General features: G+C 45.2%; 32 protein-coding genes. 15 read left to right on the top strand and 17 right to left on the bottom strand.

The genetic code is table 11. The features are described 5' to 3' along the window. Positions 1–4: 4 nt before the first annotated feature. From ACLWBB_RS01325 to ACLWBB_RS01310, 4 genes are all read left to right on the top strand, one after another. Positions 5–412: an OsmC family protein gene (locus ACLWBB_RS01325; RefSeq protein ID WP_413289738.1), complete on the top strand. Its 408-nt coding sequence runs from the start codon at positions 5–7 to the stop codon at positions 410–412. A 49-nt stretch (positions 413–461) separates the two neighbouring features. Beyond that, entirely contained in the window at positions 462–1,031 is a 570-nt protein-coding gene (locus ACLWBB_RS01320) for a superoxide dismutase family protein (protein WP_413289737.1), read from the top strand. An 88-nt stretch (positions 1,032–1,119) separates the two neighbouring features. Next, on the top strand, positions 1,120–1,395 hold the full coding sequence (locus ACLWBB_RS01315) for a hypothetical protein (RefSeq protein WP_413289736.1): 276 nt from the start codon (positions 1,120–1,122) through the stop codon (positions 1,393–1,395). Between the two features lie 173 nt (positions 1,396–1,568). Further along, complete coding sequence (locus ACLWBB_RS01310) at positions 1,569–2,057, top strand: hypothetical protein (protein ID WP_413289735.1); 489 nt, start codon at positions 1,569–1,571, stop codon at positions 2,055–2,057. 294 nt (positions 2,058–2,351) lie between these two features. Here the strand turns inward: ACLWBB_RS01310 and ACLWBB_RS01305 are convergent, their stop codons facing one another. From ACLWBB_RS01305 to ACLWBB_RS01295, 3 genes are all read right to left on the bottom strand, one after another. Beyond that, on the bottom strand, positions 2,352–3,338 hold the full coding sequence (locus ACLWBB_RS01305; RefSeq protein ID WP_413289734.1) for a fumarylacetoacetate hydrolase family protein: 987 nt from the start codon (positions 3,336–3,338) through the stop codon (positions 2,352–2,354). A gap of 9 nt (positions 3,339–3,347) precedes the next feature. Continuing rightward, positions 3,348–3,908: an outer membrane beta-barrel protein gene (locus tag ACLWBB_RS01300; RefSeq protein WP_413289733.1), complete on the bottom strand. Its 561-nt coding sequence runs from the start codon at positions 3,906–3,908 to the stop codon at positions 3,348–3,350. Positions 3,909–3,971: 63 nt separating this feature from the next. Next, positions 3,972–4,715 carry a hypothetical protein gene (locus ACLWBB_RS01295; RefSeq protein ID WP_413289732.1) on the bottom strand — a complete coding sequence of 248 codons (744 nt, stop codon included), beginning with the start codon at positions 4,713–4,715 and terminating at the stop codon, positions 3,972–3,974. Positions 4,716–4,729: 14 nt separating this feature from the next. Here ACLWBB_RS01295 and maiA point away from each other — a divergent pair, with 14 nt between their 5' ends. Beyond that, a complete protein-coding gene (gene maiA / locus ACLWBB_RS01290; RefSeq protein ID WP_413289731.1) occupies positions 4,730–5,389 on the top strand; it encodes a maleylacetoacetate isomerase in 660 nt (219 codons plus the stop codon). Positions 5,390–5,398: 9 nt separating this feature from the next. Here maiA and cyoE read toward each other — a convergent pair whose 3' ends face one another. The 8 genes from cyoE to fabG form a co-directional block, all read right to left on the bottom strand. Beyond that, positions 5,399–6,277, bottom strand: a complete 879-nt coding sequence (gene cyoE / locus ACLWBB_RS01285) for a heme o synthase (RefSeq protein ID WP_413289730.1) — start codon at positions 6,275–6,277, stop codon at positions 5,399–5,401. Between the two features lie 6 nt (positions 6,278–6,283). Beyond that, positions 6,284–6,610, bottom strand: coding sequence for a cytochrome C oxidase subunit IV family protein (locus ACLWBB_RS01280; RefSeq protein ID WP_413289729.1), 327 nt, complete (start codon positions 6,608–6,610; stop codon positions 6,284–6,286). Between the two features lie 12 nt (positions 6,611–6,622). Further along, positions 6,623–7,288 carry a cytochrome c oxidase subunit 3 family protein gene (locus tag ACLWBB_RS01275; RefSeq protein ID WP_413289728.1) on the bottom strand — a complete coding sequence of 222 codons (666 nt, stop codon included), beginning with the start codon at positions 7,286–7,288 and terminating at the stop codon, positions 6,623–6,625. Next, positions 7,275–8,870: a cytochrome c oxidase subunit I gene (ctaD, locus tag ACLWBB_RS01270; RefSeq protein WP_413289727.1), complete on the bottom strand. Its 1,596-nt coding sequence runs from the start codon at positions 8,868–8,870 to the stop codon at positions 7,275–7,277. Before ctaD ends, ACLWBB_RS01275 begins: the two co-directional genes overlap by 14 nt. Before the next feature lie 11 nt (positions 8,871–8,881). Further along, the gene (gene coxB / locus ACLWBB_RS01265; protein WP_413289726.1) at positions 8,882–9,841 is read right to left on the bottom strand and encodes a cytochrome c oxidase subunit II; all 960 of its coding nucleotides are present in this window, start codon (positions 9,839–9,841) and stop codon (positions 8,882–8,884) included. Between the two features lie 7 nt (positions 9,842–9,848). After that, the gene (locus tag ACLWBB_RS01260) at positions 9,849–10,700 is read right to left on the bottom strand and encodes an SCO family protein (RefSeq protein WP_413291575.1); all 852 of its coding nucleotides are present in this window, start codon (positions 10,698–10,700) and stop codon (positions 9,849–9,851) included. Positions 10,701–10,729: 29 nt separating this feature from the next. After that, the gene (locus ACLWBB_RS01255; protein WP_413289725.1) at positions 10,730–11,266 is read right to left on the bottom strand and encodes a c-type cytochrome; all 537 of its coding nucleotides are present in this window, start codon (positions 11,264–11,266) and stop codon (positions 10,730–10,732) included. Positions 11,267–11,476: 210 nt separating this feature from the next. After that, the gene (gene fabG / locus ACLWBB_RS01250) at positions 11,477–12,229 is read right to left on the bottom strand and encodes a 3-oxoacyl-ACP reductase FabG (protein ID WP_413289724.1); all 753 of its coding nucleotides are present in this window, start codon (positions 12,227–12,229) and stop codon (positions 11,477–11,479) included. Positions 12,230–12,384: 155 nt separating this feature from the next. On the opposite strand from fabG, the gene ACLWBB_RS01245 reads away from it, so the two are divergent. From ACLWBB_RS01245 to ACLWBB_RS01230, 4 genes are all read left to right on the top strand, one after another. Continuing rightward, the gene (locus ACLWBB_RS01245) at positions 12,385–13,335 is read left to right on the top strand and encodes a ketoacyl-ACP synthase III (protein ID WP_413289723.1); all 951 of its coding nucleotides are present in this window, start codon (positions 12,385–12,387) and stop codon (positions 13,333–13,335) included. Between the two features lie 114 nt (positions 13,336–13,449). Continuing rightward, the gene (bamE, locus tag ACLWBB_RS01240) at positions 13,450–13,890 is read left to right on the top strand and encodes an outer membrane protein assembly factor BamE (RefSeq protein WP_413289722.1); all 441 of its coding nucleotides are present in this window, start codon (positions 13,450–13,452) and stop codon (positions 13,888–13,890) included. Between the two features lie 133 nt (positions 13,891–14,023). Continuing rightward, on the top strand, positions 14,024–14,773 hold the full coding sequence (locus ACLWBB_RS01235; protein WP_413289721.1) for a TIGR02147 family protein: 750 nt from the start codon (positions 14,024–14,026) through the stop codon (positions 14,771–14,773). An 11-nt stretch (positions 14,774–14,784) separates the two neighbouring features. Beyond that, positions 14,785–15,237: a hypothetical protein gene (locus ACLWBB_RS01230; protein ID WP_413289720.1), complete on the top strand. Its 453-nt coding sequence runs from the start codon at positions 14,785–14,787 to the stop codon at positions 15,235–15,237. Here ACLWBB_RS01230 and ACLWBB_RS01225 read toward each other — a convergent pair. From ACLWBB_RS01225 to secA, 3 genes are read right to left on the bottom strand one after another with little or no spacing between them, the layout of a single operon-like run. Then, positions 15,228–15,842 (bottom strand): hypothetical protein, encoded by a 615-nt coding sequence (locus tag ACLWBB_RS01225; protein ID WP_413289719.1) that lies wholly within the window; start codon positions 15,840–15,842, stop codon positions 15,228–15,230. The genes ACLWBB_RS01230 and ACLWBB_RS01225 overlap by 10 nt on opposite strands. After that, positions 15,820–16,509, bottom strand: a complete 690-nt coding sequence (locus ACLWBB_RS01220) for a zf-TFIIB domain-containing protein (RefSeq protein WP_413289718.1) — start codon at positions 16,507–16,509, stop codon at positions 15,820–15,822. The genes ACLWBB_RS01225 and ACLWBB_RS01220 overlap by 23 nt, the downstream gene beginning before the upstream one ends. Positions 16,510–16,534: 25 nt before the next feature. Beyond that, positions 16,535–19,210, bottom strand: coding sequence for a preprotein translocase subunit SecA (gene secA, locus ACLWBB_RS01215; RefSeq protein WP_413289717.1), 2,676 nt, complete (start codon positions 19,208–19,210; stop codon positions 16,535–16,537). A gap of 188 nt (positions 19,211–19,398) precedes the next feature. On the opposite strand from secA, the gene ACLWBB_RS01210 reads away from it, so the two are divergent. Next, the gene (locus ACLWBB_RS01210; protein WP_413289716.1) at positions 19,399–19,917 is read left to right on the top strand and encodes an asparaginase domain-containing protein; all 519 of its coding nucleotides are present in this window, start codon (positions 19,399–19,401) and stop codon (positions 19,915–19,917) included. Here the strand turns inward: ACLWBB_RS01210 and ACLWBB_RS01205 are convergent. Further along, positions 19,914–20,354 (bottom strand): Lrp/AsnC family transcriptional regulator, encoded by a 441-nt coding sequence (locus ACLWBB_RS01205; protein WP_413289715.1) that lies wholly within the window; start codon positions 20,352–20,354, stop codon positions 19,914–19,916. The genes ACLWBB_RS01210 and ACLWBB_RS01205 overlap by 4 nt on opposite strands. A 99-nt stretch (positions 20,355–20,453) precedes the next feature. Between ACLWBB_RS01205 and ACLWBB_RS01200 the strand changes: the two genes are divergently transcribed. The 3 genes from ACLWBB_RS01200 (at position 20,454) to ACLWBB_RS01190 (ending at position 21,806) form a co-directional block, all read left to right on the top strand. Further along, complete coding sequence (locus ACLWBB_RS01200; RefSeq protein WP_413289714.1) at positions 20,454–20,696, top strand: hypothetical protein; 243 nt, start codon at positions 20,454–20,456, stop codon at positions 20,694–20,696. A 118-nt stretch (positions 20,697–20,814) separates the two neighbouring features. After that, positions 20,815–21,414, top strand: coding sequence for an HdeD family acid-resistance protein (locus tag ACLWBB_RS01195; RefSeq protein WP_413289713.1), 600 nt, complete (start codon positions 20,815–20,817; stop codon positions 21,412–21,414). Then, positions 21,411–21,806: a YccF domain-containing protein gene (locus ACLWBB_RS01190; RefSeq protein WP_413289712.1), complete on the top strand. Its 396-nt coding sequence runs from the start codon at positions 21,411–21,413 to the stop codon at positions 21,804–21,806. Before ACLWBB_RS01195 ends, ACLWBB_RS01190 begins: the two co-directional genes overlap by 4 nt. A 3-nt stretch (positions 21,807–21,809) precedes the next feature. Here the strand turns inward: ACLWBB_RS01190 and ACLWBB_RS01185 are convergent, their stop codons facing one another. Both ACLWBB_RS01185 and ACLWBB_RS01180 read right to left on the bottom strand, forming a co-directional pair. Further along, positions 21,810–22,298, bottom strand: coding sequence for a tRNA (cytidine(34)-2'-O)-methyltransferase (locus ACLWBB_RS01185; protein WP_413289711.1), 489 nt, complete (start codon positions 22,296–22,298; stop codon positions 21,810–21,812). Next, a complete protein-coding gene (locus ACLWBB_RS01180; protein WP_413289710.1) occupies positions 22,273–22,872 on the bottom strand; it encodes a gamma-glutamylcyclotransferase family protein in 600 nt (199 codons plus the stop codon). Before ACLWBB_RS01180 ends, ACLWBB_RS01185 begins: the two co-directional genes overlap by 26 nt. 212 nt (positions 22,873–23,084) lie before the next feature. Between ACLWBB_RS01180 and ACLWBB_RS01175 the strand changes: the two genes are divergently transcribed. Together ACLWBB_RS01175 and glnA are read left to right on the top strand one after the other, a co-directional pair. Continuing rightward, entirely contained in the window at positions 23,085–23,423 is a 339-nt protein-coding gene (locus ACLWBB_RS01175) for a P-II family nitrogen regulator (RefSeq protein WP_413289709.1), read from the top strand. 17 nt (positions 23,424–23,440) lie between these two features. After that, on the top strand, positions 23,441–24,856 hold the full coding sequence (gene glnA / locus ACLWBB_RS01170; protein WP_413289708.1) for a type I glutamate--ammonia ligase: 1,416 nt from the start codon (positions 23,441–23,443) through the stop codon (positions 24,854–24,856). Positions 24,857–24,864: the final 8 nt, after the last annotated feature.

Raw genomic sequence — 24,864 nt, 5'->3', positions numbered from 1 at the left:
AACGATGGTAAAAGTCACTGCGAAATACGAAGGCGAAAAACACTGCGAACTAACTCATGGGCCTTCTCAAGCAACCATCGTTACTGATGCTCCAAAAGATAATAACGGTAAAGGCGAAGCATTTTCTCCGACAGATCTTGTTGCAGCAGCAACCGGCAGCTGCATTCTCACTGTCATGGCAATCATGGCCGAGAAAGATGGCGTGGATCTCAAGGGTGCTTACACGACGGTCGAGAAAGAAATGTTTTTAAATCCACGTCGTATTGGAAAACTAACGATCAATGTTTTTATGCCAAAACATATCGAAGACACTTACAGACAAAAACTTGAAAACACAGCAATGACTTGTCCTGTGAAGAAGAGCTTGCACCCAGAGATGCAGTTACCAATTCAATTTCATTACAGTCTTTAATTCACATCATCGCTTGTTCTTCATATAGAGTTGTACTAAGGTTTTGTTTATGAAAAACCTTATTTATACAACTATTGTTTCGATCGCGCTTTGTGCAGCTTGCGCTCATAAAGAAAAAACTCAACCTACTCCTGAAGCTCAGCCTGCTGCAAAACCTGCAGAAGTAACAGGTCCTCTTTCGGCTCAAGCCGTTATGAAGCCTGCAAAAAAGCAAAAAACCAAAGGTATGGTTCACTTCAGTCAATCTGGCGACAAAATCAAAGTAGAAGCTATGCTAGAAGGTTTGAAGCCGGGTCCTCACGGTTTTCATATTCATGAAAAAGGCGATTGCAGCGCTCCGGACTTCACTAGTGCTGGTGGACACTTCAATCCAGGCAGCAAACCTCATGCAGGTCATGAAGCCCCTGAAAAACATGTTGGTGATATGGGCAACATCACTGCGGACTCTAAAGGAAAAGCAAAACTGACTTTAGAGTTAAGTGGCACATCCATCGGTGGCACCGATGGCATTCTTGGCAAGGCTGTGATCGTGCATGAAAATGCCGATGATTTCAAAACACAACCTACAGGAAATGCGGGCGGCCGTATCGCTTGTGGCGTTATTGAAGCTTTGAAATAATTTTTTCGTCGAAAGCTCAACTCCTTGTAATTCTCTTTAGAAAGTTCCTTGCTTAAATTGAGGAGCAACACATTACGAGGAGAGAGCCATGAAAAAACTCTTTATTCTTTTAACCGGTTTACTTTTCGCCGCTTCCCTAGCGCATGGGGAAGATATGGAGAAGAAAGAAACCACTTCCGTAGATACCTCCACAAACCCAATCACGGGAACAAAAACAACTACGAAAAAAACTAAAAAGAAATCTGGTGGCGGAAAAGACGAAAGTAAAATGGAGATGACGGAAACCGTGAAAGAGAAATCTGACGGCACCGTTAAAAAATCCGTTGAAGTAGAGCAAAAATCAGAAGAAACCAAAAAGAAATAAGGGCGGGAAAACCGCCCTTTTTACTTGGTAAAGCTTCAGGAATGGCGCAGGAACAAAAGGCGCTGCGCCATTTTTGAAAACGCCGTTTCTTGATTGATTTCTCGAATTTCCCCGTCTGATACTTGGGTTGCAACAAAACAGCAATTCATCAACGAATCTCAGAGGGGGTCTTCGTGAAAACTATTCTTATGTCTTTGGCATCTCTATTCTTGGCAACAGCAGCTCTTGCAACTCCAGCAGTAGGCGACTACGCAAAGTACAATGTAACTATCTCTCAAGGTAACCAAAAAATGAGCCTGATCGCAGAGCAAACTATTACTGCTTTTGATCAAGCTGCGAATCAGTACACTGTTCAAACTACATATAACTACAACGGCCAATCTCAAATCGATTCTGCACAAAAACCTGCAGACGAATTCGTTTCTGATGCAATGGCAAAAGATATCATCGCAAACTGCGCATCTTACCAAGGAACTTTGGAGCAAGTAACTGTCCCAGCTGGAAAATTCAATTCTTGTAAACTTCCAACTTCAGACGGCAACGGCGGCACAGGTTCAATCAACCTAGTTGCAGGCGTAGCTTTCGGCATCGTAAAAGGCACATCTACAGAACAAGGAAAAGTAACAAACGTAGAGCTTCTTGCTTTCACAAACGGCAAATAGTCCTCGCGCTCATCTAGATACGCGCAAACAAAAACGAGCTCCAAAAGAGCTCGTTTTTTTATTTTCCGAAAATGATCGGAAAACTAAAGACGTCAATTTCGAAGACGATTTGTAGGAAAGATGGGAAAAGCTTTTGATCTCTTTCCAGAGGGGGCTCAAGCGGCGCCTGGACGGCGCGAACCACGCCGTAGGCGTGGCGCTTGCGTGAGGCCCGGAAGGCCGTCCCCCGGCGGGAAGAGAGCAAAAGGTTTTACCAGCTTGCCTGCAAATCCCTCGCCCGAAGCCAGAACTAAGTTATTTTTTTACAGAGCGAACTTTCTGGAAGATAGTACCGAAAATGTTCTCGCCCTTGGAGTTCAACATTTTCATTTCGACGGTATCGCCGTCTTTCATGAATGGAGTTGTAATCTTCCCTTCATGAATTTGCTCCAGAGTACGTTTCTCTGCCAAGCAGCTTGATCCCATATTCATGTCTTCGTTGGAAACAGTTCCACTACCAATGATAGTTCCCGCAGCCAAATTACGAGTCTTCGCTGCATGAGCAATCAACTGACCGAAATGGAAGAACATATCTTTGGCGTTAGCTTTACCAAAGAAAGCGCCATTGTAATTCACTTCAAGTGGTAAATGAATACGACCGTCTTTCCAAGCTTCACCTAGCTCGTCTGCAGTGACTGCAAACGGAGACAAAGAAGAGGCCGGTTTACTTTGGAAGAAACCAAATCCTGCCGCTAATTCTTCAGGGATTAAGCCACGCAAAGAGACGTCATTCATGATGATGAAGAGACGGATTTTTTTAAGAGCATCCTCAGCACTGATACTCATTGGGACAAAGTCTGTGATGACAGCAACTTCGCCTTCGAAGTCAGTCCCATGAGAGAAATCTACTTGAGGAATATCTTCGGTCGGAGCTAAGAAACCGCCGCACTCCCCTTGATACATCAAAGGAACAGTGTTCAAGGTTGGTGGCATCTCGGCTTTACGAGCCATGCGAACAAGTTTGATGTGATGAATGAAAGCAGATCCGTCCGCAAAAAGCCACGTGCGAGGCATTGCTGCATGCAAGTCAGACTCTTTAATGTCGAAAGCTTGTGCTGCGCGACCTGCATTGAGGTCTTCGTATGTCTTTTGTAGATCCTTTTCAACCTGAGACCATTTTTCAATGGCCTCACGGAGGGAAGGGGCAACGTGTGGGACTTTTACGGCCTTTTTGTTGTCACGGCTGACAACAATGAGTTCCCCGTCGAGTGATTTCGCGGATTTCAGAGAACCTAGTTTCATTCTTAGTCCTTAGTCAAAAGTGATCAGAAGATTCGCGCCAACAGCACGACCTTCTTTGAAGTCGTCATTGAACTTATTCATTGCTTCGAAATAAACGTCAACGCCGAAGTTTGGAGCAAATTTAAACGTTCCGCCGATAACCAATGGCATAGCTCCGGTTTTTTCTACGCTCACACCGCAGTTATCGCAATCCGCAGAAGCTGCCAATGCCATGTTCACACCGCCATAGACGCCGCCGAAGTCATTCAACTTCCAAAGAATCGTCAATGGGATGTCAAAGTAGTTAAAAGTGTACTTAGTTTTTACTGAAGCTTGTTCAGCAGTGATAGGTCTTTGTGTGTAAAGGAAGCCTGAGCGGAAAGACAAATTTTCAGTCATTGGGAAAGCACCCACCAAACCAAATTGGTAAGCCATTTCTGTGCTTGTTTTCACGCCTGCTGCTTCTGCAGTAGCAGTTTGTTGACGAATCCCGACTTCGATACCCATGAACTGTGCAGATGCACTGAAAGAAACAAGAGTCATTGTCGCTGTGATAAGCAATGCTGATTTTTGGAATGCAGATTTAAACATGAGACACCTCTTCTGCCCTTAATGTGGGCCCTTTGGCGTCATTCTTCCATATCTTGTGTTGAATTAAAACTTTTTATCAAAGGCCCAGACGGGGCTTAAAGTTAATTGATTCAGGGCCGGATTTTGACTCACCTCTGCATGTTCGGCATTGATGTGGTGCGCGGTCCAAGTCCCTCGTGCAGCTAATGCGACTACAAAAAATGGCAACACAACACCCAGTAAAATCAGTAAGACTTTCGATTGTGCCAAGCGTTCACTTTGTAAAGGGGTCTTTTGCAGTTCCGCTCGATAAAGCTGAACCATACATCTAAAAGCCCAGAGGAAAATGAACAGGACCACAACCCCCGTCGTGAATACAAAACCCCATTTTTCAGAGATCTGAGATACAAAATCCAGTCCACTTTTTTGCCAATCATAATAAGTCCAACGCCGTCCGTTCCCGGCGAAGTACATCAGGTCCAACATACCTAATAAATGAATTACGAAGGTCGTAATCGCTAAGTAGATCCCTAAGCTCCATTTACGGAAAAACTGAACGAATTTGTTCTGAGAATTTACAAAATAGTCTGAACAGATAGCCCAGGTGACAAACAACAATGGAATATTGATGAAGCCCAAAACACAAAGATCAAAACGCAAACCCATGACAAAACTTGAAGCGATCGTGACGCCGTCTGCACCAAATAGCCAATGACGAACCACTACTAAAAACAGAACTAGGCGCTGCAAAGTCATTGCGAAAAGCACAGAGCCATTAAAGGCCAAGAGCTTCATAAAGATTTGACTCGATCTATTCAAAGCATTCATGTACTTATTAGAGCATGGCTGAATTTATTTTACACAATTATTTTCGCAGTTCGACTTCTTACCGTGCCCGTATCGCCCTTCACTATAAAAACATTCCCTTTGAATACAAAGCAGTCGCACTTCTAAAGAACGAACAACTCAGTCCTGAATATCGCAAACTGAATCCGATCGGTGGCGTGCCAACCTTGATTCACAACGGAAAAGTTATTCCGGATTCTTACGCTATCACTGAGTACCTTGAGGAAATTCACCCAACGCCAGCTCTTTTGCCGAAAGACGCTTACACTCGTGCTCGCGTTCGCCAAATCTGTGAAATCGTAAATTCTTCGATGCATCCAATGGGAAATCTGCGCACGTTGAAATACCTCGAAGAAAAACATGGCTATAACCAAGACCAAAAAGATGGATGGGCTCAGCACTGGGGACACATCGGGCTTGAGGCTTTGGAAAAAAATCTGCAAGATTTTGCCGGCACTTATTGCTTTGGCGAGAACATCACGATGGCCGATGTCTTCGTTGTTCCACAAATCGTGACTTGTCAGCGTTTCAAAATCGATACGACAAAGTATCAGCTACTCACAAAAATTTTCGATAATTGCCAGAAGGTTGAAGCCTTTGCAAAAGCTCACCCTTTCCGTCAGGTCGATACTCCAGAAGATCTTAGAATTAAATAGTTCTTCTATTTAGTTGTGATCGATGAAGAGGAAGCTCCATTTGTCCACGACAGGGACAAATAGGAAGACCAGCATACTAATATTGGTCCACATGAAGAATGCAAACCAACGTTCAGTGCCCTTGGATTTATAGAAGCGGAAGAACTCTTGCATCACTTTGAATGCAAAAGGCAGAACTACCAAGATATACATCCAACTTGCATGCACAAACCACGGAGCTGCTAAAGCCACTGCTACATACAAGATAGTGTAAAGACCGATTTGATAAAGGGTCTCGTCCATGCCGCGAGCGGCTGGCAAAACCGGAATGCCACCTTTGGCATAGTCGTCTTTAAACTTAATCGCCAAGGTCCAGAAATGCGGCATTTGCCACAGGAACATGATCAAAAATAAGTAGATAGACTCTGAATTAAAAATATCCGGAGAGTTCGCTGCATAACCGATCGTCACTGGCAATGCCCCAGGGATCGCACCTGGAACTGCTGCGTAAACCCACTTTGGCTTCAAATACATCGTATAAAGACCATTGTAGAATGCCACCGTGAAGGCACCGACCCAACCTGCCGTTGGCGAAATCTCAAAAAGTAGATTCACACCCACCAGTAAAAAGGCAAAAGCCAAAATACCCGCCGCCACTGGTTTTACTTTACCAGCGGCGATAGGACGTTTTGCTGTACGAGGCATTTTTTGATCTAACTTCCACTCTTGAACTTGATTCAGAGCTAAGCTGCCAGAGCTTATGAAGTAAAGACCGAGAAGAGACTTCAGCATGTGGTGCCAGTCAAACGCGTTCTCGATCTGGAAGCTTGTTACATAGCCAGCAACTCCTGAAAGGAGGACGAAGATGACTATGCCAAACTTAGTGAGATCCGCGTATGTCCTAAGCACGACATCCTACAGAGTGCTAATTTGGGTCACTCGTGACCAGATATCCAAACCGCAGAAACCTAAAAGAAGTGCCAAGAAGAAGAATGCGGCACCAAAGATCACTCGGTTGGTAACAGTGTCGTACTTCAAATGCATGAACCACAACATAACCAATACAGCTTTAACAGTCGCGATCAAGAATGCGACCGGAGCTGCCAATACACCCAATTGCTTATTGAAGTGATGGGCAATGATCGTCAAGAAAGTGAGGGCGAACAAAGCGCCCGCTACTTTCAAGTAATCATTAAATGGAGTGATGTGATGTCCTTGACTGTCGTGTTCGTGATTAGCCATTGAAATCCTCCCCTAGCCGACCAAATAAAGTAATGGGAACAAGAAGATCCAGATCAAGTCGACGATGTGCCAGAAAATACCAACACCCTCAACCGCTGTGTAGTGATTCGAGTTGAAGTCGCCACGAAGAGTTCTGAAAAGAACCCAAGTGATCAAACCCATACCCAAAAGAACGTGGATCCCGTGAAGACCAGACATACAGAAGTAGAAACCGAAGTACATACCAAGGTTGGCATGTTCAGGTTTTACCTCCGCTACATTCAGAAGATGTCCTGGGAAGATTCCCATGTGGAACTTATGAGTGTATTCGAAGTACTTAATTACCATGAAGATCGCACCGCAAAGAATCGTGATCGCCAAAGCCGTCACGGCCTTTTTAGGCTGATTTCTTTGCAAGAAGTAGATCCCCAAAGCCATTGTCAAAGAAGAGAAGATCAGAACTAGAGTATTGGCGAAACCCATCTTCCAGTCTAAGTACTTCGCGCCTTCAGCAAACATCTCAGGGTAAAGGCTGTGATAGATCGAGTAACCAACGAAGAGACCACCAAACATCAGGATCTCAGTTGCCATGAACAACCAGATACCTTCTTTGCTAGTTACATATTCATGCTCGGCACTTCTGAAGTGATGAGCAAAGTGGTGTTCGCCGCTAGCGGCGTGGGATTTATCTGTACTCATAAGGCCCCGCTGTAATAACTGGTTCTACATCAAAGTTATGGTGAGGAGGAGGAGACTGCACAGTCCACTCAAGAGTCTTAGCTCCCCATGGATTTTCTGGCGCTTTCTCACCTTTCAACAAACCGTTGATGATGACATATAAAGAAAGCAAGAAACCGGCAGCAATCAACCAAGAACCCACTGTCGAAATGGCGTTCAAAGAGTGGTAAGCCGGAATGTAGTCAAAATAACGACGTGGCATACCCATCGCGCCCAATACGAACTGAGGGAAGAAGGTCACGTTGAAACCGACGAAGATCAAAACGAAAGTGATACGAGCCAAAGACTCGTTGTACATTTTGCCGAACATTTTCGGGAACCAGTAGTAGAACCCGCCCATGATCGCCATCAAAGTACCGCCCACCATTACATAGTGGAAGTGAGCTACCACGAAGTAAGTGTCATGGAAGTGAACGTCGACAGCCACAACCGCCAACATAATCCCTGTCACTCCACCGATTGCAAACAAGAACAAGAAGCCCAACGCGTACAACATTGGTGAACGCATTTCTACAGAGCCCTTATAAAGAGTCGCCAACCAGTTGAACATTTTGATCGCGGTAGGAACACCCACCAACATCGTCAAGAAAGAGAACACGATACCAGCCACTTCAGACTGACCGGATACGAACATATGGTGACCCCAAACGAAGAAGGATACACCCGCAATACCCAATGAAGAGTATGCAATAGCCGTATAACCGAAAATCACTTTGCGAGAGAACGCTGTGATCAATTCAGAAACCACACCCATCGCTGGCAAGATCATGATGTAAACCGCAGGATGCGAATAGAACCAGAAGAAATGCTGGAACAATACCGGATCTCCGCCCAATGTTGGATCGAAGATACCGACCCCAAAGAATCTTTCCATAGAAAGAAGTAGAAGCGTGATCGCCAAAACTGGAGTCGCCAAAACTTGAAGAATCGCAGTTGAGTAGATCGCCCATACAAACAATGGAATGCGGTACATTGTCATGCCCGGAGCACGAAGCTTATGCACCGTCGCGATGAAGTTCAAACCCGTCAGGATTGAAGACATCCCCATGATGAAAGCTGCAAGTACCATTGGCACTACAGAAGTACCGGTCTTAATAGAGTAAGGAGTATAGAACGTCCAACCTGTGTCGATTTTGTGTGTGAACAAAGTCGAGAACGCCAAAATTGCGCCGGCCATCAAGCAGTACCAAGAAAGCAGGTTCAGTTTTGGGAAGGCTACGTCTTTCGCCCCGATATGCAGAGGCAAGAAGAAGTTTCCTAAGATGGCTGGGATACCAGGGATGATAACCATGAACACCATGATGGCGCCGTGATAAGTCATCACTTGGTTATAAGTGTCTGCAGACATCACTGTTTGACCCGGAGTCAAAAGCTCCAAACGGATCAACAAAGCCATGATTCCACCCATAAGGAAGAAGAACATAACTGTGATGAAGTACATGATACCGATGCGTTTATGATCGAGAGTCGTCAACCAAGACCACAAACCGCTGGCTTCGTTAAGGTAATTTTTATCACTACTGTGGGCGTGCGCTGTTGCCATGGGTGCCCTCCTTATTTCAATGTCTTAATGTACTCGATGAGTGCATTAAGTTCCGTTTCGCTCAATTGACCTTGGAATGCCGGCATAACGCCTTTTTGGAAACCTTTGGTAATTTTCGCATTTGGATTCAAGATAGATTCACGCAAATAGTTTTCGTCGATTGTTACGTCGGCAGCACCTTCTACGTGCTCAAGAGTTCCGAACTTCTTAAAGAGTGGCGGACCGACTTTTACAGCAGCATCAGTTGAAGAGTGGCAAGATGCACAGGCTTTAACTGCGAAGATTTTTTCTCCACGTTTAGCTAGTGGCAATGTGCCCACTTGAGACTCTTCTTCCAACCAAGCATCATAATCAGCCTGAGAAACCACTTTCAAAGTTGCAAGCATTCCCGAGTGTTGTGTTCCGCAGAACTCAGCACAGAATACGTGGAACTCACCCATCTTGTCGGCGTTAAACCACAAAGCAGTGTATGTTCCAGGGATTACGTCTTGTTTAATACGGAAGCTAGGAATGTAGAAGCTGTGAAGAACGTCTTTAGACGTCATGATAAGTTTCACATCTTTATTAACAGGAACAACGATCAAGTTGCCGGTTTTAACTCCGGATTTGTATTCGAATTCCCAAGCCCATTGCTTACCGAAAACGTGGATCTCCAAAGCGTTTTTTGGCATGCTTCTCATGTCGTGGTAAACGTACCAACCCCAAGCAAATACACCCAAGAAGATGACAAGTGGAATGAATGACCACAAGAACTCCAAGAAAGTATTGTGAGTGATGTAAGCAGTTTTATCGTTGTTTGTCTTACGTCTGTACTTCCAAACGAAGAAGATCATCCCACCAATCAGGATGACACACGAAATAAGACTCGCCACAAGCAAGAAACCATAAAGATTGTCGACTTGAGCCGCAATCTTCGTTCCTTCTGTAGGCATAAAGGACGACTGTGCCTGAGCTAAATTAAACCACATCATTATATCCTCAACTCCTCGCCGCTTTTGCTTCCGCTCTACGTGAACGAACCCAAACCGGCAGTAACCATAACGCCAACACCAAAACCATCAGAGCTCCGCCCAGCTTCATAAGATTGAAAGCATACAGAGTGTACTTGCTTTGGTGTGGATTGTACTGAAAACAATAAAGAACCAGTTGATCAACAAAGGTTCCAATTTTACCTGACGAAGCTTCGTTCAACGCAAGCTTTACGTCTTTAGGATCAAACATGATCCCTGGCAAATAACGAGAGATTTTTCCATCTGGAGTCACCACGATAGCTGCCGAAGCATGAGCCCATTCGTTCGCTTCCGCGCTCCATTTGAATTTAAAACCAACGGCAGAGGTGAAAGCCTGAACAGCCGCTTCATCACCGGTCAAGAAATGCCAACCACCTTCTGTTCCCGCTCGGTCATAGACCTTCATATAAGAGGCTTTTTTCTTAGCAGCAACATCGGGGCCCTCTTTAGAGTCAAAGCTAACTGCCACGACTTTAAATTTATCGCCCACATTCCAGTCCACGAGCTTCAAAGCATCGGTCAGACCATTCAAATGAAAATTGCAAAGACCTGGGCAAGAATAATAGACAGGGCTGAAAATCACAGGCGTTGAACCCATATATTTTGCCAATGTCACAGTTTCGCCATTTTCGTCTTTAAAAGTAAGATTCAGATCCAGATGAGTGCCGAGCTTTTCTTCAATGCCCACACCATCAAGTTCTTTGATTTTTTCTGTTGCCGCTAGATCTGGAGCTTTGGGCTCGTAAGCCGCAAATGCCGAAGAGGCTAACGAAAACGCCAAAAGAGCCGCTGCTGCGACCCTTTGAATCTTCGTTTGCATGCTCCAGCACTCAAGCGTCATGACACTTCCTACTTCGCAGTTTTAGCGAATTCAGCAACTTGCTCGGGCTTATCAGAGCCCTTATTTTGAGTGATAGAATCGATGAACTGAACTAGAGCCCAACGATCCGCCACTTTGAAATGAGCGTAAGAAGCCATGGAAGTTCCAGGGATACCATTAGTGACTACTTTAAAGTGAGCAATCGCGCCCGAACCTTGAGTCCACTTACCTTCAACCAAGTTACGTGGTTTTGGGTTCAAGCCGGCGCCCGCAGGGCCGTCCCCTTTACCTTCGTTACCATGGCACATTGCGCAGTTTGTCGCGAAAAGCTTCTTACCGTGGGCAACAACTTGCTCGTTAGCAACCCAAGGCTCTTTTACAGTCGCGATATCGAAGGCTGCTTCTGCAGTTCCTTGCGCTACAGCCGTAGGGTCTACGACTTTTTCACCAAGCTCAACGCCCGGATGAATAGCAACGATGTAGATAAAAAAGCAGAATACGAACGCCATCGAAAAGATGAACGCGATCATTCCACCACGATTATATTCTTCTCTAGATTCAGACATAGGACAGCACTCCCCAGGGGGACGTTTTATAATCAATTAGTTTTCACGTTAATATCATTGATTAGTAGCGTAAAACGAAAGTGCTCGCAAGAACTTACCTTGGCCATCATTCATCTTACCGCATTGTATAATTCGCAGGCAGGAAGGCTCCCAAATGATTCGCTTAAAGTTCAAGCAACCCTCCGTCCCCTGACCCAATCAAAAATGGCTTTAGCCAATCACAAGGCCCGCATCAACGCTGAGCGTGTGACCATTAATATAGCTCGCTTGCTCACTCGCAAGGAAAAGCACCGCGTTCGCGATATCTTCGGTCTCACCCAAACGTTGCGCCGGCACTCGTGCTGCCATTTGCTCAAGAGCCTCTTTCGGCATCGCTTGAGTCATCGCCGTTCTAATAAATCCGGGAGCAATGGCATTAACGGTAAAACCTTTGCGAGCAAATTCTTTTGCCCAAGTCTTAGTCAGACCAATCACCCCAGCTTTAGCAGCGACATAGTTCGTTTGGCCAAAATTGCCGTACAAAGCGACGACGCTCGAAATATTCACAATACGGCGATGAGAAGAATTGGCGTTGAATTTTTCAAACAGGGATTTTGTGACATTAAACAGACCCGTCAAATTCGTGCCGATGACCGCATCCCATTCCTCGCCTGTCATTTTCGCAAATGATTTATCACGAGTGATACCGGCGTTATTCACCAAGATATCCACAGCCCATGGCACAGAACCCGCCGCCTGAGCGCATGATTCACGGCTTCCCACATCTACTTTTGTAAAATGCAGTTGAGAAGCAAAAGCCGATAGTTCAGATTTTGCCTGTGCAAGCGCAGCGTCTGAATAATCCCAGACACTCACCTTTGCCCCGGACTCGAGGAAAGATTTTGTAATTTGAAAACCGATTCCAGAGGCACCACCGGTGACAATGGCTGACTTATTTTGAAAATTGTAAGTAATGTTTTGCATAGAGTCCCGTATCCTCCGCCCCTTTCAGGGGGTCAATATAAAATAAACATATTTCACTCTGCGCATCGAGCAAGTGCTCTATAGATTCGCACTTGCCAAGAGCAGAAAACACTCTGTAAATCACACCCGAGACTTGGTTTTCAAAAGGAGACCTTATGCGAACGGCCGCGATTGCCGGGATGGGAATGTACGTTCCGGAACAAGTTGTCACCAATCAGTTTTTTGACAAGCTCTATAAAAAAGATCTGGGAAGTTTTCTTGTGTCGCAAAGAAATATTCGCGAGCGACGCTGGATGAGCGAGTTTCAATCCACTTCAGATCTTGCACTTCCTGCCGCCAATGAAGCTTTGAAAAAAGCCGGTATCACCGCCCAAGATTTGGACCTCATCATTGTTGCAACAGATACACCCGATTACATGTCTCCGTCGACGGCGTCGATTCTGCAATATAAATTAGGAGCCACAAACGCAGGAACGTTTGATTTGAATGCGGCCTGCGCGGGATTCGTGTCAGCTTGTGACACCGCAAGCAAGTACATCATGGCGGATGCTCGCTATAACAATATACTTGTCGTTGGCGCTTATAGCATAAGTAAGTATCTTGATTTTAAAGACTATAAAGTAGCCTCTATTTTCGCTGATGGTGCCGGAGCGGCCGTCATTCAAGCCTCACAAAGTGGACACGGATTTCTTGCTAGCGAACTTTATACAGAAGGTTTTTATCATGATCATATGGGGATCTATGATTCTCTGCTCGCGTTCCCCAAACGCATTCCACCTGAAACCAACGGCCTGCATTGGCCACGAATGACAAGGAATCTTCTTGAGCGCTTGAACAAAACCCCTCAAGATGTCGCACATTTTTTTATCACGCAGTTCAACGTGCAAAGTATCTATGAAACTCTAGATCGTCTCGAAGTCCCTCGCGAAAAAGCTCACTATATAATGGATCGCTTCGGTTATACGGGCAGCGCCTCGGTTGGAATGGCTCTGGCAGATGCTTGCCACCAGGGAAAATTGAAAAAGGGTGATTTGATTGTCATGCTAGGTTCCGGAGGAGGACTGTCTATGGCCGCGACAGCCCTTGAATGGAATTACGACACTTGACAGTTGGTACGCCTCAGCATGTCTCAGAGTGATACACCCGAAGCGCAAGTATCAAGACTCTCTATCTTTTCCTCGGAAAAACGGTGAAAATAGTTGAAAGGGGTGAGGTACCATATGTCGCGCTCTATTCTTGCTTTCACAATGGTGATAGGAAGTTTTCTTCTGTTAGGTTGCCAAACCAACATGCTCAAAGCCTACCAAAAGGTCACACCCGGTATGGAAAAAGACGATGTCCTTGAAGTGATGGGCAGTCCCCAACGCACGCAAAGATTCCATGGCAAAGATCGTTGGACTTATGTCTTTTATGAAGATCGCGTTCGCTATGAAAAAGAAGTTCAGTTCTTTGAAGGCAATGCGATCTATGTCGGCGAACCTTGGCAGCCTGAAGTTACCGCTGCTCAAGTCGATGCTAAGAATGAAGCCGAAAATAAGGCCATTGAAGACGACAATTTAAAAAAGTATCAGGACAACCCAAAAGCCTACTCCAACTATGAAAGCGAAGTCCGCGGCACCGACAAGGTGCGCTATGTTCCCACTTTCAAGCCAGTGCAATAACTAAATTAATTCCCGTATTTCCGCGAAGTTCCGCAGTGCTCCCAAATTCACATTTGGGTTCATTTTGAATTTTATTATCTATATATACCTTGCTAGCCCACATGTTTCTCAAAAAAATAATCGGAAATGGGGGATGGCAGTGAATTCTAGGGAATTTCTTTTTAAGATCTATACCGATAAAAAATCTAGGAACACGAACTATTCGATTCGTGCCTTTGCCCGCGACCTGTCGATTCCAAGCGGTCGCCTTACTGAAATTTTTAATGGCAAAAGAAACTTAACTGAAAAGTTGGGTTTACGCATTTCAGAAAAGCTTTCGTTGAACGATACAGAGTCCACTTCGTTCCTAGACACAATTCGACACGAGAAAAAGACCAAGAAGAAACCTCAGCAAGGAAAACAAATTCCCTTGGAAGAGTTCGAAAAGGTTTTCTCTCCGAACGCTCTTGCCATTTTGTCTTTGATGGAAACTCGTGGCTTCCGCTCTGATATTACTTATATGGCACAACGCTTGTCTTTGAGTGAGCAGGAAATCAGCACTTTAGTGAATAGCCTCGCACAAATGGGTTATATCAGTATTGATAGCCGCGGCCGCATGAAACCGACGCATTCATCAACGTATACAACAGATGGGATTCCAGCCCAATCTATTCGCAACCATCATAAGAAGGTTTTGAATCGTGTTATCGAGAACATCGACAACGTCGCTTTAACCGATCGTGATGTGACTTCGATGACCATCGCTGTGGACAAAGCAAAATTGGAAGCTGCTAAGAAAAAAATCGCAAAATTCCGTCGGTCTCTTACAAAGTACCTAGAAACAGGTCGCAAAACAGAAGTGTATACTTTGAACGTGCAACTCTTCCCAGTTTCAAAAAACTAGAAGGAACTGTTATGAAATGGATCATTGCTAGCATTGCATTCTCTCTGATGTTCGGAAGTGCTCAGGCCAGAGCTGGCCACGAAGTCGGAAACGGAACCCTCACAAATTGGCACTGTGCAGGTCACGCAAGTATAAAAAACCAAAACGGAACTCGCGTAATTCTGCCATTTCAAATGCGTCTTTATAAGAAAGAAATGGAAGTCTCTTTCTTAGACCAAAACTCTCAGGAGATGTACAAACACGTCCTGTCTGTGGATTCCGCGGTATACTACAAAGCTACTGGGCTCGTAGAAATCCGCAGCTACAAAAATTCCACGTCATTAACGAAAGAACTTCAGGCTTACGCGACTTTACGTAAAGTAGGACAAATTCTATCAGAACCAGTATCAGGTTCCTTGGTTGTGAATTTGGGCAACGAAGTTATGCTGTCATCTCATGCAATGACTTGCCAGGATTACTTCTGAAGAACAATCGGCTCTGTCAAAGATGGAGCCTCGGCCTCTTTTTTCTGACCTGACTTTTTCTTTTTATCTTTGGTTTCTGCAGGTTCGCCATATTGAGAACGAACCGTTTTTAGATTGCGCTTCAGCTTAGCCTCAACGCTCATTTGATTTTCCATTTGATCCAGTGGTTTTACTTCCATGCGTTCATAGGCACGGCTGCCGCTATAACCTTTTTCTGGATAACGATAACGTAATAGACTGCGGTTTTGCTCGTACTCGACGATCATTTTACTGAGGTCCTTGTGCTCGGTAACCATCTCAGCGATGATTTCCTTCACTCGCTCAGCGTCTTTTGTGTGATTCTTCTCTTGAATGAGCTTGTTGATATTTTCTTCTTTGGATTTGATCTTCGCTTGAAGGGCTTGCACTTTGGCCTGAAGCTCGGTGGCTTCGCTTATTTGCTTTTTCTGGGATTCAGTCGCTTCGGACTCTCCGCCTTCTTTAGCGCCCTCTTCTTTTTTCTCGTGTTCTGCAGGAGGTGGGTCATTTGCAAGGACAGGAACGGCATAAGATGCCATCAAGAAACCCACAATAACTAGAATTCTAGACAGAGCTTGAAAGAACATCCTGCCTCCAACTGACTTTCACTGGGAGATATTTTACCCTTTGCATCAGTATACTGGCTTTTACGGCGTTCACGGATCTTATTGTCAAAACCCCGCCTTTTATCTGGGCCATCAACTGGATCACATTCCAGCCAAATTTAGAGTCCGTAATGGCCTCTTGGATCTGTGCACGAAGGGCACTGGAATCAATTCCTGAAATAATCAGTGTGTAATTAAAAGCAGACTGACTTAAATCTGCATTTCCAAAATCAGCAATATCGGAAAGTCCAGAAGACTCAGCCTCAGGCATGGGTTCAGACTCTTGAATAGGCGTTTCCGGCATCCCCAGGGGTTGGGATAAATCATAATCTGAGGGCGCTTCTTCATACGCAGGAGCTTCCTCTATCACGGCGGGTTCTTCTGCAACAGGAAAGCCGGGTTCTGGAATTGTCGGCGTATCAAAATGCGGAGAAGGAGAATATTGCGTCTCCAACCCATCCAATGAAGTGTGAGCATCGGGAACTTCAAAAATAGGCGTGTTGCCAGTTTCTGATTCAGAAGCCGCGACTTCTGGATTTCCGTTCCAATCTACAAAAAAAACCCCGCTGCAACTGGGACACGTGAAAAGAGTCCCATGGTGCTGCGAGGTTAATTGAATTTCAGACTGACAAACAGGGCAAACAGCCACAGCAAATTCCTTTTTGCTTGAGTGTTTATCGTTTCTTTTGCTTACGGCGATCCGCGCGGTTCATGCGCGACTCATCTACCGGCTGACGATTGAAAGACATTTTTTGTCTTTCTTGAGGGCCTGCAGATGCCGGTTGCTGAGGTTGTAAGTCCGTCATGCCACCGATATCAGAATCACTCGCTGACTGGTAATCCAAGTCGCTAAGATCCTGTTCTTCAGGGCGAAGACTTTCTAAAACTTCTTCAGCATTTCCTTCTTGAGCTACCAATTGAACTTTGAAGATCTTCTCGATCACGTCACCTTTGATGACGTTGTTCAAAGTTTCAAAGGCATTGAAGGCTTCTTTTTTATACTCGATCAATGGATCTTTCGAAGCATAACCACGAAGATTGATACCCTCTTTAAGTTTATCAATGATTTGCAAATGCTCTTTCCAGTGATGATCGATAGATTGCAAAAGAACCATCTTCTGAACTTGCGGGAAGAAAGGACCCATCGAAGCTTTTTGGCGTTCGTAAGTCTCTTTGATCGCTTTGCTGACGGCTTCTGTAATTGCTTCGGAATTGTTAGAAATAGAACCCAAATCCAAACGCACACCAAACTGTTGAGTTAGTGCTGTGTTCAGACCTTCGATGTTCCAATCTTCTTTTTTACCCATCTCAGGAACGTTCGTGTCCAAAAGACCCGAAGTCACATCCCCCAAGAAGTCCAAGAAAGTTCTTTCCACATCGTTGCCTTCAAGGACTTGACGACGCATGCGATAGATTACGGTTCTTTGCTTGTTCATCACGTCATCGTAATCAATCAAATGCTTACGAATATCGAATTGATGACCTTCCACTTTACGTTGAGCACCTTCGATAGCGTTCGTCACCATCTTCGCAGTGATTGGTTCATCCTCAGGGATGTTCAACATGCTCATGATTTTTTGAATACGCTCACCGTTAAAGATACGCATTAATGTATCTTCCAAAGACAAATAGAAACGAGATTCGCCCGGATCTCCTTGACGGCCGGAACGACCGCGAAGCTGATTATCGATACGACGAGATTCGTGGCGTTCAGTACCGATGATGTACAAACCACCCGCCTCAACCACTTCTCTTTTTTCGTCTTCACATTGTCTTTTGAATTTCGCCAAAGCTTCTTGGAACTCTGGAGTCGTTTCGTCTTCCACAGTTTTCTTTGCCATCACTTCAGCGTTACCGCCCAAAACGATGTCAGTACCACGACCCGCCATATTGGTAGCGATGGTCACAGCATTTTTACGACCTGCTTGAGCAACGATTTCCGCTTCACGCTCATGCGCCTTCGCATTCAAAACGTCGTGACGGATGCCTTCGCGTTTCAAAGCCATACTCAAAGCTTCGGATTTTTCGATACTCACCGTACCGACTAGGATTGGCTGACCTTTCGCAGAACGTTCTTTGATATCAGCCGCAATCGCCTTGAACTTCGCCACTTCAGACTTGTAAACCACGTCCTCTTGGTCTTGACGCAAGATTGGTTTGTTCGTCGGAATGACAGACACATCAAGGTTATAGATTTTTTTGAACTCAGTTGCTTCTGTATCTGCAGTACCAGTCATGCCGGCAATTTTGCTGTACATACGGAAGTAATTTTGGAATGTGATCGTCGCGAGAGTTTGATTCTCGTTCTTCACTTCCACGCCTTCTTTAGCTTCGATCGCTTGGTGAAGACCATCACTCCAACGACGACCTGGCATCAAACGACCAGTAAATTCATCAACAATCACGATCTCGCCATCTTTGATCATGTATTCCACATCAAGTCTGTAAAGATGATGCGCTTTCAAAGCTTGATAAACGTGGTGAAGAATATCGATGTTGCGAGGATCGTAAAGATTTTCCAAACCAAGAAGTTCTTCAACCTTGGCATTCCCTTCGTCTGTCAAAGACGCGGTTTTGGATTTTTCTTCCATATTGAAATGCACGTCGCGCTTCAAGTTTGGAATGATTTTGTTAACCATGACGTACTTGTCAGTAGAAGCTTCTGCAGGACCAGAAATAATCAATGGCGTACGTGCTTCGTCGATCAAGATCGAGTCGCACTCATCCACGATGGCATAGTGAAGTTCACGTTGAACGTAATCTTCAAGTTCAAACTTCATGTTGTCACGAAGGTAGTCGAAACCAAGTTCGTTGTTCGTGCAGTAAGTAATATCGCATCTGTACATTTGCTTACGTTGTTGGTCTGACAAACCGTGAGCGATAATTCCAGTTGTAAGTCCCAGCCATCCATAAAGACGACCCATCCACTCGGCATCACGACGAGCCAAGTAATCATTCACAGTTACAACGTGAACACCGCGACCAGTAAGCGCATTCAAGTAAACTGGCAAAGTCGCCACGAGGGTCTTACCTTCACCCGTTCTCATCTCAGAAATCGCGCCGCGATTAAGAACGATACCACCGATCATTTGCACGTCGTAATGGCGCATTCCCAAGACACGCTTCGAAGCTTCACGGCATACCGCAAACGCCTCTGGCAGAATGTCATTGACGGTTTCGCCGTTTTTTAGACGCTGCTGAAATTCAGGAGTCTTAGCTTTGAGTTGTTCATCCGTGAGCGCCTGCATTTGAGGCTCATAAGAATTAATCTTGTCCACGGTAGGACGGATTCTCTTCATTTCACGATCATGTTTAGTACCGAATATTTTGCGTAGAACTTCATTTACCATAGTCTCACGAGCTTAGTCCCAAAGCCTATTAACCGCAAGAAAACAGGGCATTTTTTAACCCTGGCAAGACGTGTTAGATAAGACTTTTAGCCAGGAATGCCCCACAGGTAGCTTCCGAGTCAAAAAATTTAGGTTTTTTAAGATTTTTACGAGAGCTTTTTGAATTTTTCGCGCATAGGATTTCCAATATGAGTACTTCCATTCAAGATGTTGTTATTATTACCACTGGCGGCACGATCGAGAAAACCTACAACGAGTTTGATGGGTCCTTGGAAAATCGCGGCACCAGTATCAAAAATCGCATTCTTTCTAAAATGCGTTTACCCTACACCAACATTTCCGTTTTACCGGTTTTGAGTAAGGACTCTTTATACATGACGGACGCAGACCGCGTCCTTATTACCGCGACCGTGAAAGAACAAATGCAAAAGGGTTGCCCCATCGTCGTTCTGCACGGAACAGATACTATGAGCGTCAGTGCTGAACATTGCTTTAAAGAAATTGGCTCGCCAAAAGTTCCAGTGGTATTTACGGGCGCAATGATCCCCATGGGATTTGAAGACAGTGATGCCGCTCAAAATGTGACTGAAGCTTTGCTTGCAGCTAAACTTCTGAGCCCCGGATTTTATATTTCGTTTCACAATCAGATTTTTAAGGTGCCTCAGGTTCGTAAAAATAAAGACAAATGCACTTTCGAGGAATTCTAAGGCTGAATTCCTCTTTCGAAATGAGTTTCCATCACAACGACCGTGAGTGTACGGTCGATGGCTTCAAACTCACGAATGCTTTCAATTAATTTTGACAACTCCAGAGTGGAATGAGCTCGCAACTTCACCATCACACAGTCTTCACCGGCAACGCTGTGACATTCCTCAATCTGTGGAAACTTCTGAAGATGTTTAGCAATATCCGACGACAGACACTTGCTATTTCCAATCCGCACAAAAGCACACAAGCCTAAACCCAATGACTCTGAGTTTATGTCGACTGAATATCCTCTAATGACTGCGTCCTTTTCCATACGCTTCACGCGCGCGTGAACTGCGGGCGCTGATAGGTTCACCTTTTTACCGATTTCCGCGTACTGCATACGTGAGTCTTTCTTGAGCAGACTTAATATTTTTCGGTCCGTTTCGTCGATCATAGGGGCCTCCGGGGGGCTGCAGCTTAATGGCATTCGATTTTTAATAGGACCTGCCATTTTGACAGAATCTTGTTAACCACATTAGGTATAATCATACATATGATTTACCACATTAAGCTACAAAAAGGTGAAACGTGGAAGCCCCAAGGGCTCAAAAGAGGATCCTACAAGGTCCTCAACGGACAAGCTTGGGTCACGTATGTGGGTGTCGAAAAGGATTTTGTAATGAGTGACGGCGAGTACCTCCCCGCCACTCAAATCGGCATGGTCGTCGAAGCTCTCGAAGATCTCACTTTAGAAATTCAAACCATCGAATTCAGACTGGAAGCTCTGAGTTTTTAGATTTTGTCTGTCGACACATCGTTTTTTGGAAATATGAACAAAAGACGGTGTCTACGCATTCGTCCGCATAAGTGAAGTGCCATAATTTTCTTGTGAAACAAAAACAAGGAAGGTTTTTATGGCACGTATTTATATCGCCGATGAAAATCCATTGCTGTCCCTCGGAACCAAGATCAAACATCTTGCCCAACATTGGGGCTGGGTTCTTGCCTTCGGGTGTGTCTACCTGGCATTGGGACTTCTGGCTTTAGGCATGCCTGTGGACTCTAGCATCGCACTCGCAAAAACACTGGGAACCTTGCTGTTCTTAAGTGGACTCTTGCAATTGGCGCATGCAATTCAGCTTCGTCACGAATCCGGCAGTGGCAGTCGCTACTTTCAAACTTTTTTGTCTTTAATTGGTGGCGGCCTCATGTTGCGTTTTCCCGATGCAGGTCTTTTTGCAATCACGATCATCCTTGCTTTCTATTTCCTCTTAGGAGCTTTCGTAAAATGGGCGCTAGCGCTTGCCGTCCGACCGAATAGAGGATGGGGCTGGGTCTTGACGAGTGCGATCACCTCTATCATTCTGGGGGCGTATGTGGTCGCAAGCCTACCTTGGGCAGCACTGTGGGTTCCTGGAACTGTTTTAGGAATCGACTTTATCTTTGCAGGCCTGAGCATGATTCGCTTGTCGACAGAGCTTCGCCATTTGCGAAGCGATGTAAGGGCACTATGAATATACTTTTAAATCTTCTTTGGCTTTTCTTTGGTGGATGGACAACGGCATTGTCGTGGTTCACCACGTGTATTTTTATGGTGATCTCGATCATCGGCATCCCTTGGGCGCGTGCCGCTTTTAATATCGGTTTGCTGAATTTGTGGCCCTTTGGCTCTACGGTTGCAGACAGAGCTCACGTGACTAAGCAACCCGATATAGGCACAGGGGCTTTGGGTTTGATCGGCAATATCTTATGGTTTGTATTCTGTGGTTGGTGGCTCGCACTCATCCACCTAGGTTGGGCGGTTTTATTGGGGATCACCATCATCGGGATTCCCTTCGCGGCTCAACACTTGAAGCTTGCAGGCATTTCGCTGGCCCCGATCGGCAAAGCGATTGTGTTCAAATAACTATCAGTTAGTAGTCAGCTGGCGAACGCCTTCGTAGGCTGCGATTGCCACACTGGTGGCCAGATTCAGGCTACGTGCGCCTTCGCCGATCATTGGGATTGTTACTGTCTGTGACGGAAACTTCGCTAAAAAGTCAGGAGATAATCCCTTCGTTTCTTTCCCGAACACAAGCCAGTCCCCAGGCTGATATTGGGGTTCAAAATATGTGCGCTTTGTTTTCGTGGTAAAAAGCCAAATGCGGCTGGTGTCTTGGACAGTTTTAAACCAGTCTTCGAAGGTCTCGTGACGGTACCACGTTAGGTGGGGCCAATAATCCAAGCCCGCTCTTTTAAGATTCGTGTCGTTAATTTCAAAGCCCATTTTGCCAACAAGGTGAAGCTCACAGTTCGTGGCGACGCAAGTGCGCCCGATATTCCCCGTGTTTTGCGGAATTTCGGGCTCAACGAGCACAATTTTGAAGGTCGGCTTAGGCAAGGTGTCTGTAGACTTCATGGCCGAGCTTTGATAGCGCGAGTCTTCGGCCTTTGTCCACAATCAGTTCCAGGTTCATGAGCTCTCTGTAAAGTTGTAAATCAATAGGTACGATGTCACGACCCGAAGAGCTTCCTAGCTTAGAAATATAGCATTTTTGCTTATCAGAGAGCTTCGCCGTCAAAGCAGGCTGCTCTTCCATAGAGCGAATCCAATCCCCGCCATGAATAAGCATCGCATTTAAAGGAAGCTTCAAAGGATTCAGGAAATAAACCCAAGCCTTCTCCAAACCGCCCCCAATGACGCTCACAAGGCTTTCTTGGCGATGATAGAGGCTTTTTGCCGGGTCTTGCGGGTTATAACCGAAAAACTCATCCAAAAGACCGATCAAAAGGTCCGAAGTCTTTAGCTCAACGAGCTGACCCGATACCAAATCTGCCCCAGAATTGACTAAAACAGGAAAACCAACTTTTAAACGATACGCGGTAGCTCTAATTTGTGATGGCGTAGAAGAGACGATGAAGTTTTGGATCTTAGAAAAATGAACCATTCCCTCGCTCAATGAGCCATAGACAAAAAAACGCGTTGTAGTCATGAATCCCCCCCGAAATTTCGACAACAAAATGCTTTTTTAAGAAGCCAGGTGTGTACCAGAAACAACAGGAGCCCGCAAGAGTTCGAAAATTATTTTGAAATATTTTTTGTGAATTTCTTGTGTAATTACTCGAATTATTTCGTCTTGCGTTAACGATTCCCTCTTTTGACTAAAAATTTAGATTTGTTATCGTCTTAAGAACTCGAGATTCCATGAAAAAAATTGAAGCCATTATTAAGCCTTTTAAACTTGACGACGTTGTAGATGCTCTTGCTGAAGTCGGAGTCGAAGGCATTAGTGTCACGGAAATTCGAGGATTCGGACGACAAAAAGGACGCACCGAGGTCTACAAGGGCGCCGAATATGTTGTCGACTTTCTACCAAAATTAAAAATTGAAGTGGTCGTGCCTAGCGCACTTTGTGAAGCGACGGTGGAAGCCATCGCTAAGACAGCGCGTACAGGGAAAATTGGAGACGGAAAAATCTTTGTATTACCTGTTGAAAGTGTGCTGCGCATTCGGACCGGTGAGAAAAACGAAGAAGCTTTGTAAACGTAAAGGAGACAACAATGAACGCACAACAAGCTTTGCAATTTGGTAAGGACAAGGGCGCCCGCATGGTCGACCTCAAGTTCTGTGATCTAATCGGAACTTGGCAACACATCACTATTCCATTCTCAGAGCTCACAGATGAAATGTTTGAGCATGGCTTGGGCTTTGACGGCAGTTCCATCCGCGGATGGAGAGGCATCGAAGAATCCGACATGATCATCTTGCCAGATCCTTCTACTGCAAAGATGGACCCGTTCATGCAAGTGCCGACATTGCACTTCATTTGCGACGTTTGCATGCCAGAAACTCTTCAGCCTTATGATCGCGATCCACGCCAAGTTGTAAAAAGAGCGGTTGCGTTCATGCAATCCACTGGGATTGCAGACACAGCTTACTTCGGACCTGAAGCAGAGTTCTTTATTTTTGACGATGTTCGCTTTGAGCAAACTAACAACTCTGGCTTCTACATGATCGACAGTGACGAAGCTGCTTGGAACTCTGGCCGTGATGAAGGTGGAAAAAACCTTGGTTACAAAATTCGCCATAAAGAAGGTTACTTCCCAGCTCTTCCAACGGACACTCAACAAGATATCCGTACTGAAATGTGCTTAGAGCTTGAAAGAGCCGGCATGATCGTAGAACGCCATCACCACGAAGTGGCAACTGCGGGACAGGCGGAAATCAATTTCCGTTATGATTCTGCTCTTGAAATGGGCGATAAAATGATGTGGTTCAAATACATCGTGAAAAACGTAGCTCGTCGTCATAACAAAACTGCGACCTTCATGCCAAAGCCACTTTTCAATGACAATGGATCAGGTATGCACATCCATATGTCTTTGTGGAAAGATGGTAAAAATCTTTTTGCAGGTAACAAGTACGCGGGCCTTTCTGAAATGGCTTTGTACTACATCGGCGGTGTTTTGAAACACGCTCCGGCTCTTTGCGGAATCATCAATCCAACAACAAACTCTTACAAACGTTTGGTGCCTGGATTCGAAGCTCCTACCAAGTTGGCCTACAGCTTTAAAAACCGTTCTGCGGCAATGCGCATTCCAAACTCTGGCCCAAATCCAAAAGCAAAACGCATTGAGTTCCGTACTCCAGATCCTTCTGCGAACATTTATTTGGCGCAAGCGGCGGTTTTGATGGCGGGTCTAGATGGTATCATCAACAAGATTCATCCAGGTGATCCACTTGATAAAGATATTTACGGTCTTTCACCACAAGAAGCTGCGGGCATCCCGTCTGTTCCTGGAACATTGGAAGAAAGCCTCATGAATCTGAAAAAAGATGGCGGATTCTTGAAAAAAGGCGATGTTTTCAGTGACGATTTACTAGAAACATGGATCAATTACAAAATTGATCGTGAGATTCGTCCTGTACAGCAAAGACCTGTGCCTTACGAATTCCATTTGTACTACGACATTTAGGAGAAAGT

This window comes from Bdellovibrio sp. HCB337 (assembly GCF_047302465.1).
Classification (GTDB): Bacteria; Bdellovibrionota; Bdellovibrionia; order Bdellovibrionales; family Bdellovibrionaceae; genus JACMRP01.
Note: the sequence above shows the minus strand (reverse complement) of the source record. Positions and strands in the feature narration are given on the sequence as shown.

Coding starts and splice junctions, on each gene's coding strand:
- ACLWBB_RS01325 (WP_413289738.1), top strand. CDS start 5: ATGGTAAAAGTCACTGCGAAATACGAAGGCGAAAAACACTGCGAACTA.
- ACLWBB_RS01320 (WP_413289737.1), top strand. CDS start 462: ATGAAAAACCTTATTTATACAACTATTGTTTCGATCGCGCTTTGTGCA.
- ACLWBB_RS01315 (WP_413289736.1), top strand. CDS start 1,120: ATGAAAAAACTCTTTATTCTTTTAACCGGTTTACTTTTCGCCGCTTCC.
- ACLWBB_RS01305 (WP_413289734.1), bottom strand. CDS start 3,338: ATGAAACTAGGTTCTCTGAAATCCGCGAAATCACTCGACGGGGAACTC.
- ACLWBB_RS01300 (WP_413289733.1), bottom strand. CDS start 3,908: ATGTTTAAATCTGCATTCCAAAAATCAGCATTGCTTATCACAGCGACA.
- ACLWBB_RS01295 (WP_413289732.1), bottom strand. CDS start 4,715: ATGAATGCTTTGAATAGATCGAGTCAAATCTTTATGAAGCTCTTGGCC.
- maiA (WP_413289731.1), top strand. CDS start 4,730: ATGGCTGAATTTATTTTACACAATTATTTTCGCAGTTCGACTTCTTAC.
- ACLWBB_RS01280 (WP_413289729.1), bottom strand. CDS start 6,610: ATGGCTAATCACGAACACGACAGTCAAGGACATCACATCACTCCATTT.
- ACLWBB_RS01275 (WP_413289728.1), bottom strand. CDS start 7,288: ATGAGTACAGATAAATCCCACGCCGCTAGCGGCGAACACCACTTTGCT.
- ctaD (WP_413289727.1), bottom strand. CDS start 8,870: ATGGCAACAGCGCACGCCCACAGTAGTGATAAAAATTACCTTAACGAA.
- coxB (WP_413289726.1), bottom strand. CDS start 9,841: ATGATGTGGTTTAATTTAGCTCAGGCACAGTCGTCCTTTATGCCTACA.
- ACLWBB_RS01260 (WP_413291575.1), bottom strand. CDS start 10,700: ATGCAAACGAAGATTCAAAGGGTCGCAGCAGCGGCTCTTTTGGCGTTT.
- ACLWBB_RS01255 (WP_413289725.1), bottom strand. CDS start 11,266: ATGTCTGAATCTAGAGAAGAATATAATCGTGGTGGAATGATCGCGTTC.
- fabG (WP_413289724.1), bottom strand. CDS start 12,229: ATGCAAAACATTACTTACAATTTTCAAAATAAGTCAGCCATTGTCACC.
- ACLWBB_RS01245 (WP_413289723.1), top strand. CDS start 12,385: ATGCGAACGGCCGCGATTGCCGGGATGGGAATGTACGTTCCGGAACAA.
- bamE (WP_413289722.1), top strand. CDS start 13,450: ATGTCGCGCTCTATTCTTGCTTTCACAATGGTGATAGGAAGTTTTCTT.
- ACLWBB_RS01235 (WP_413289721.1), top strand. CDS start 14,024: ATGGCAGTGAATTCTAGGGAATTTCTTTTTAAGATCTATACCGATAAA.
- ACLWBB_RS01230 (WP_413289720.1), top strand. CDS start 14,785: ATGAAATGGATCATTGCTAGCATTGCATTCTCTCTGATGTTCGGAAGT.
- ACLWBB_RS01225 (WP_413289719.1), bottom strand. CDS start 15,842: ATGTTCTTTCAAGCTCTGTCTAGAATTCTAGTTATTGTGGGTTTCTTG.
- secA (WP_413289717.1), bottom strand. CDS start 19,210: ATGGTAAATGAAGTTCTACGCAAAATATTCGGTACTAAACATGATCGT.
- ACLWBB_RS01210 (WP_413289716.1), top strand. CDS start 19,399: ATGAGTACTTCCATTCAAGATGTTGTTATTATTACCACTGGCGGCACG.
- ACLWBB_RS01205 (WP_413289715.1), bottom strand. CDS start 20,354: ATGATCGACGAAACGGACCGAAAAATATTAAGTCTGCTCAAGAAAGAC.
- ACLWBB_RS01200 (WP_413289714.1), top strand. CDS start 20,454: ATGATTTACCACATTAAGCTACAAAAAGGTGAAACGTGGAAGCCCCAA.
- ACLWBB_RS01195 (WP_413289713.1), top strand. CDS start 20,815: ATGGCACGTATTTATATCGCCGATGAAAATCCATTGCTGTCCCTCGGA.
- ACLWBB_RS01190 (WP_413289712.1), top strand. CDS start 21,411: ATGAATATACTTTTAAATCTTCTTTGGCTTTTCTTTGGTGGATGGACA.
- ACLWBB_RS01185 (WP_413289711.1), bottom strand. CDS start 22,298: ATGAAGTCTACAGACACCTTGCCTAAGCCGACCTTCAAAATTGTGCTC.
- ACLWBB_RS01180 (WP_413289710.1), bottom strand. CDS start 22,872: ATGACTACAACGCGTTTTTTTGTCTATGGCTCATTGAGCGAGGGAATG.
- ACLWBB_RS01175 (WP_413289709.1), top strand. CDS start 23,085: ATGAAAAAAATTGAAGCCATTATTAAGCCTTTTAAACTTGACGACGTT.
- glnA (WP_413289708.1), top strand. CDS start 23,441: ATGAACGCACAACAAGCTTTGCAATTTGGTAAGGACAAGGGCGCCCGC.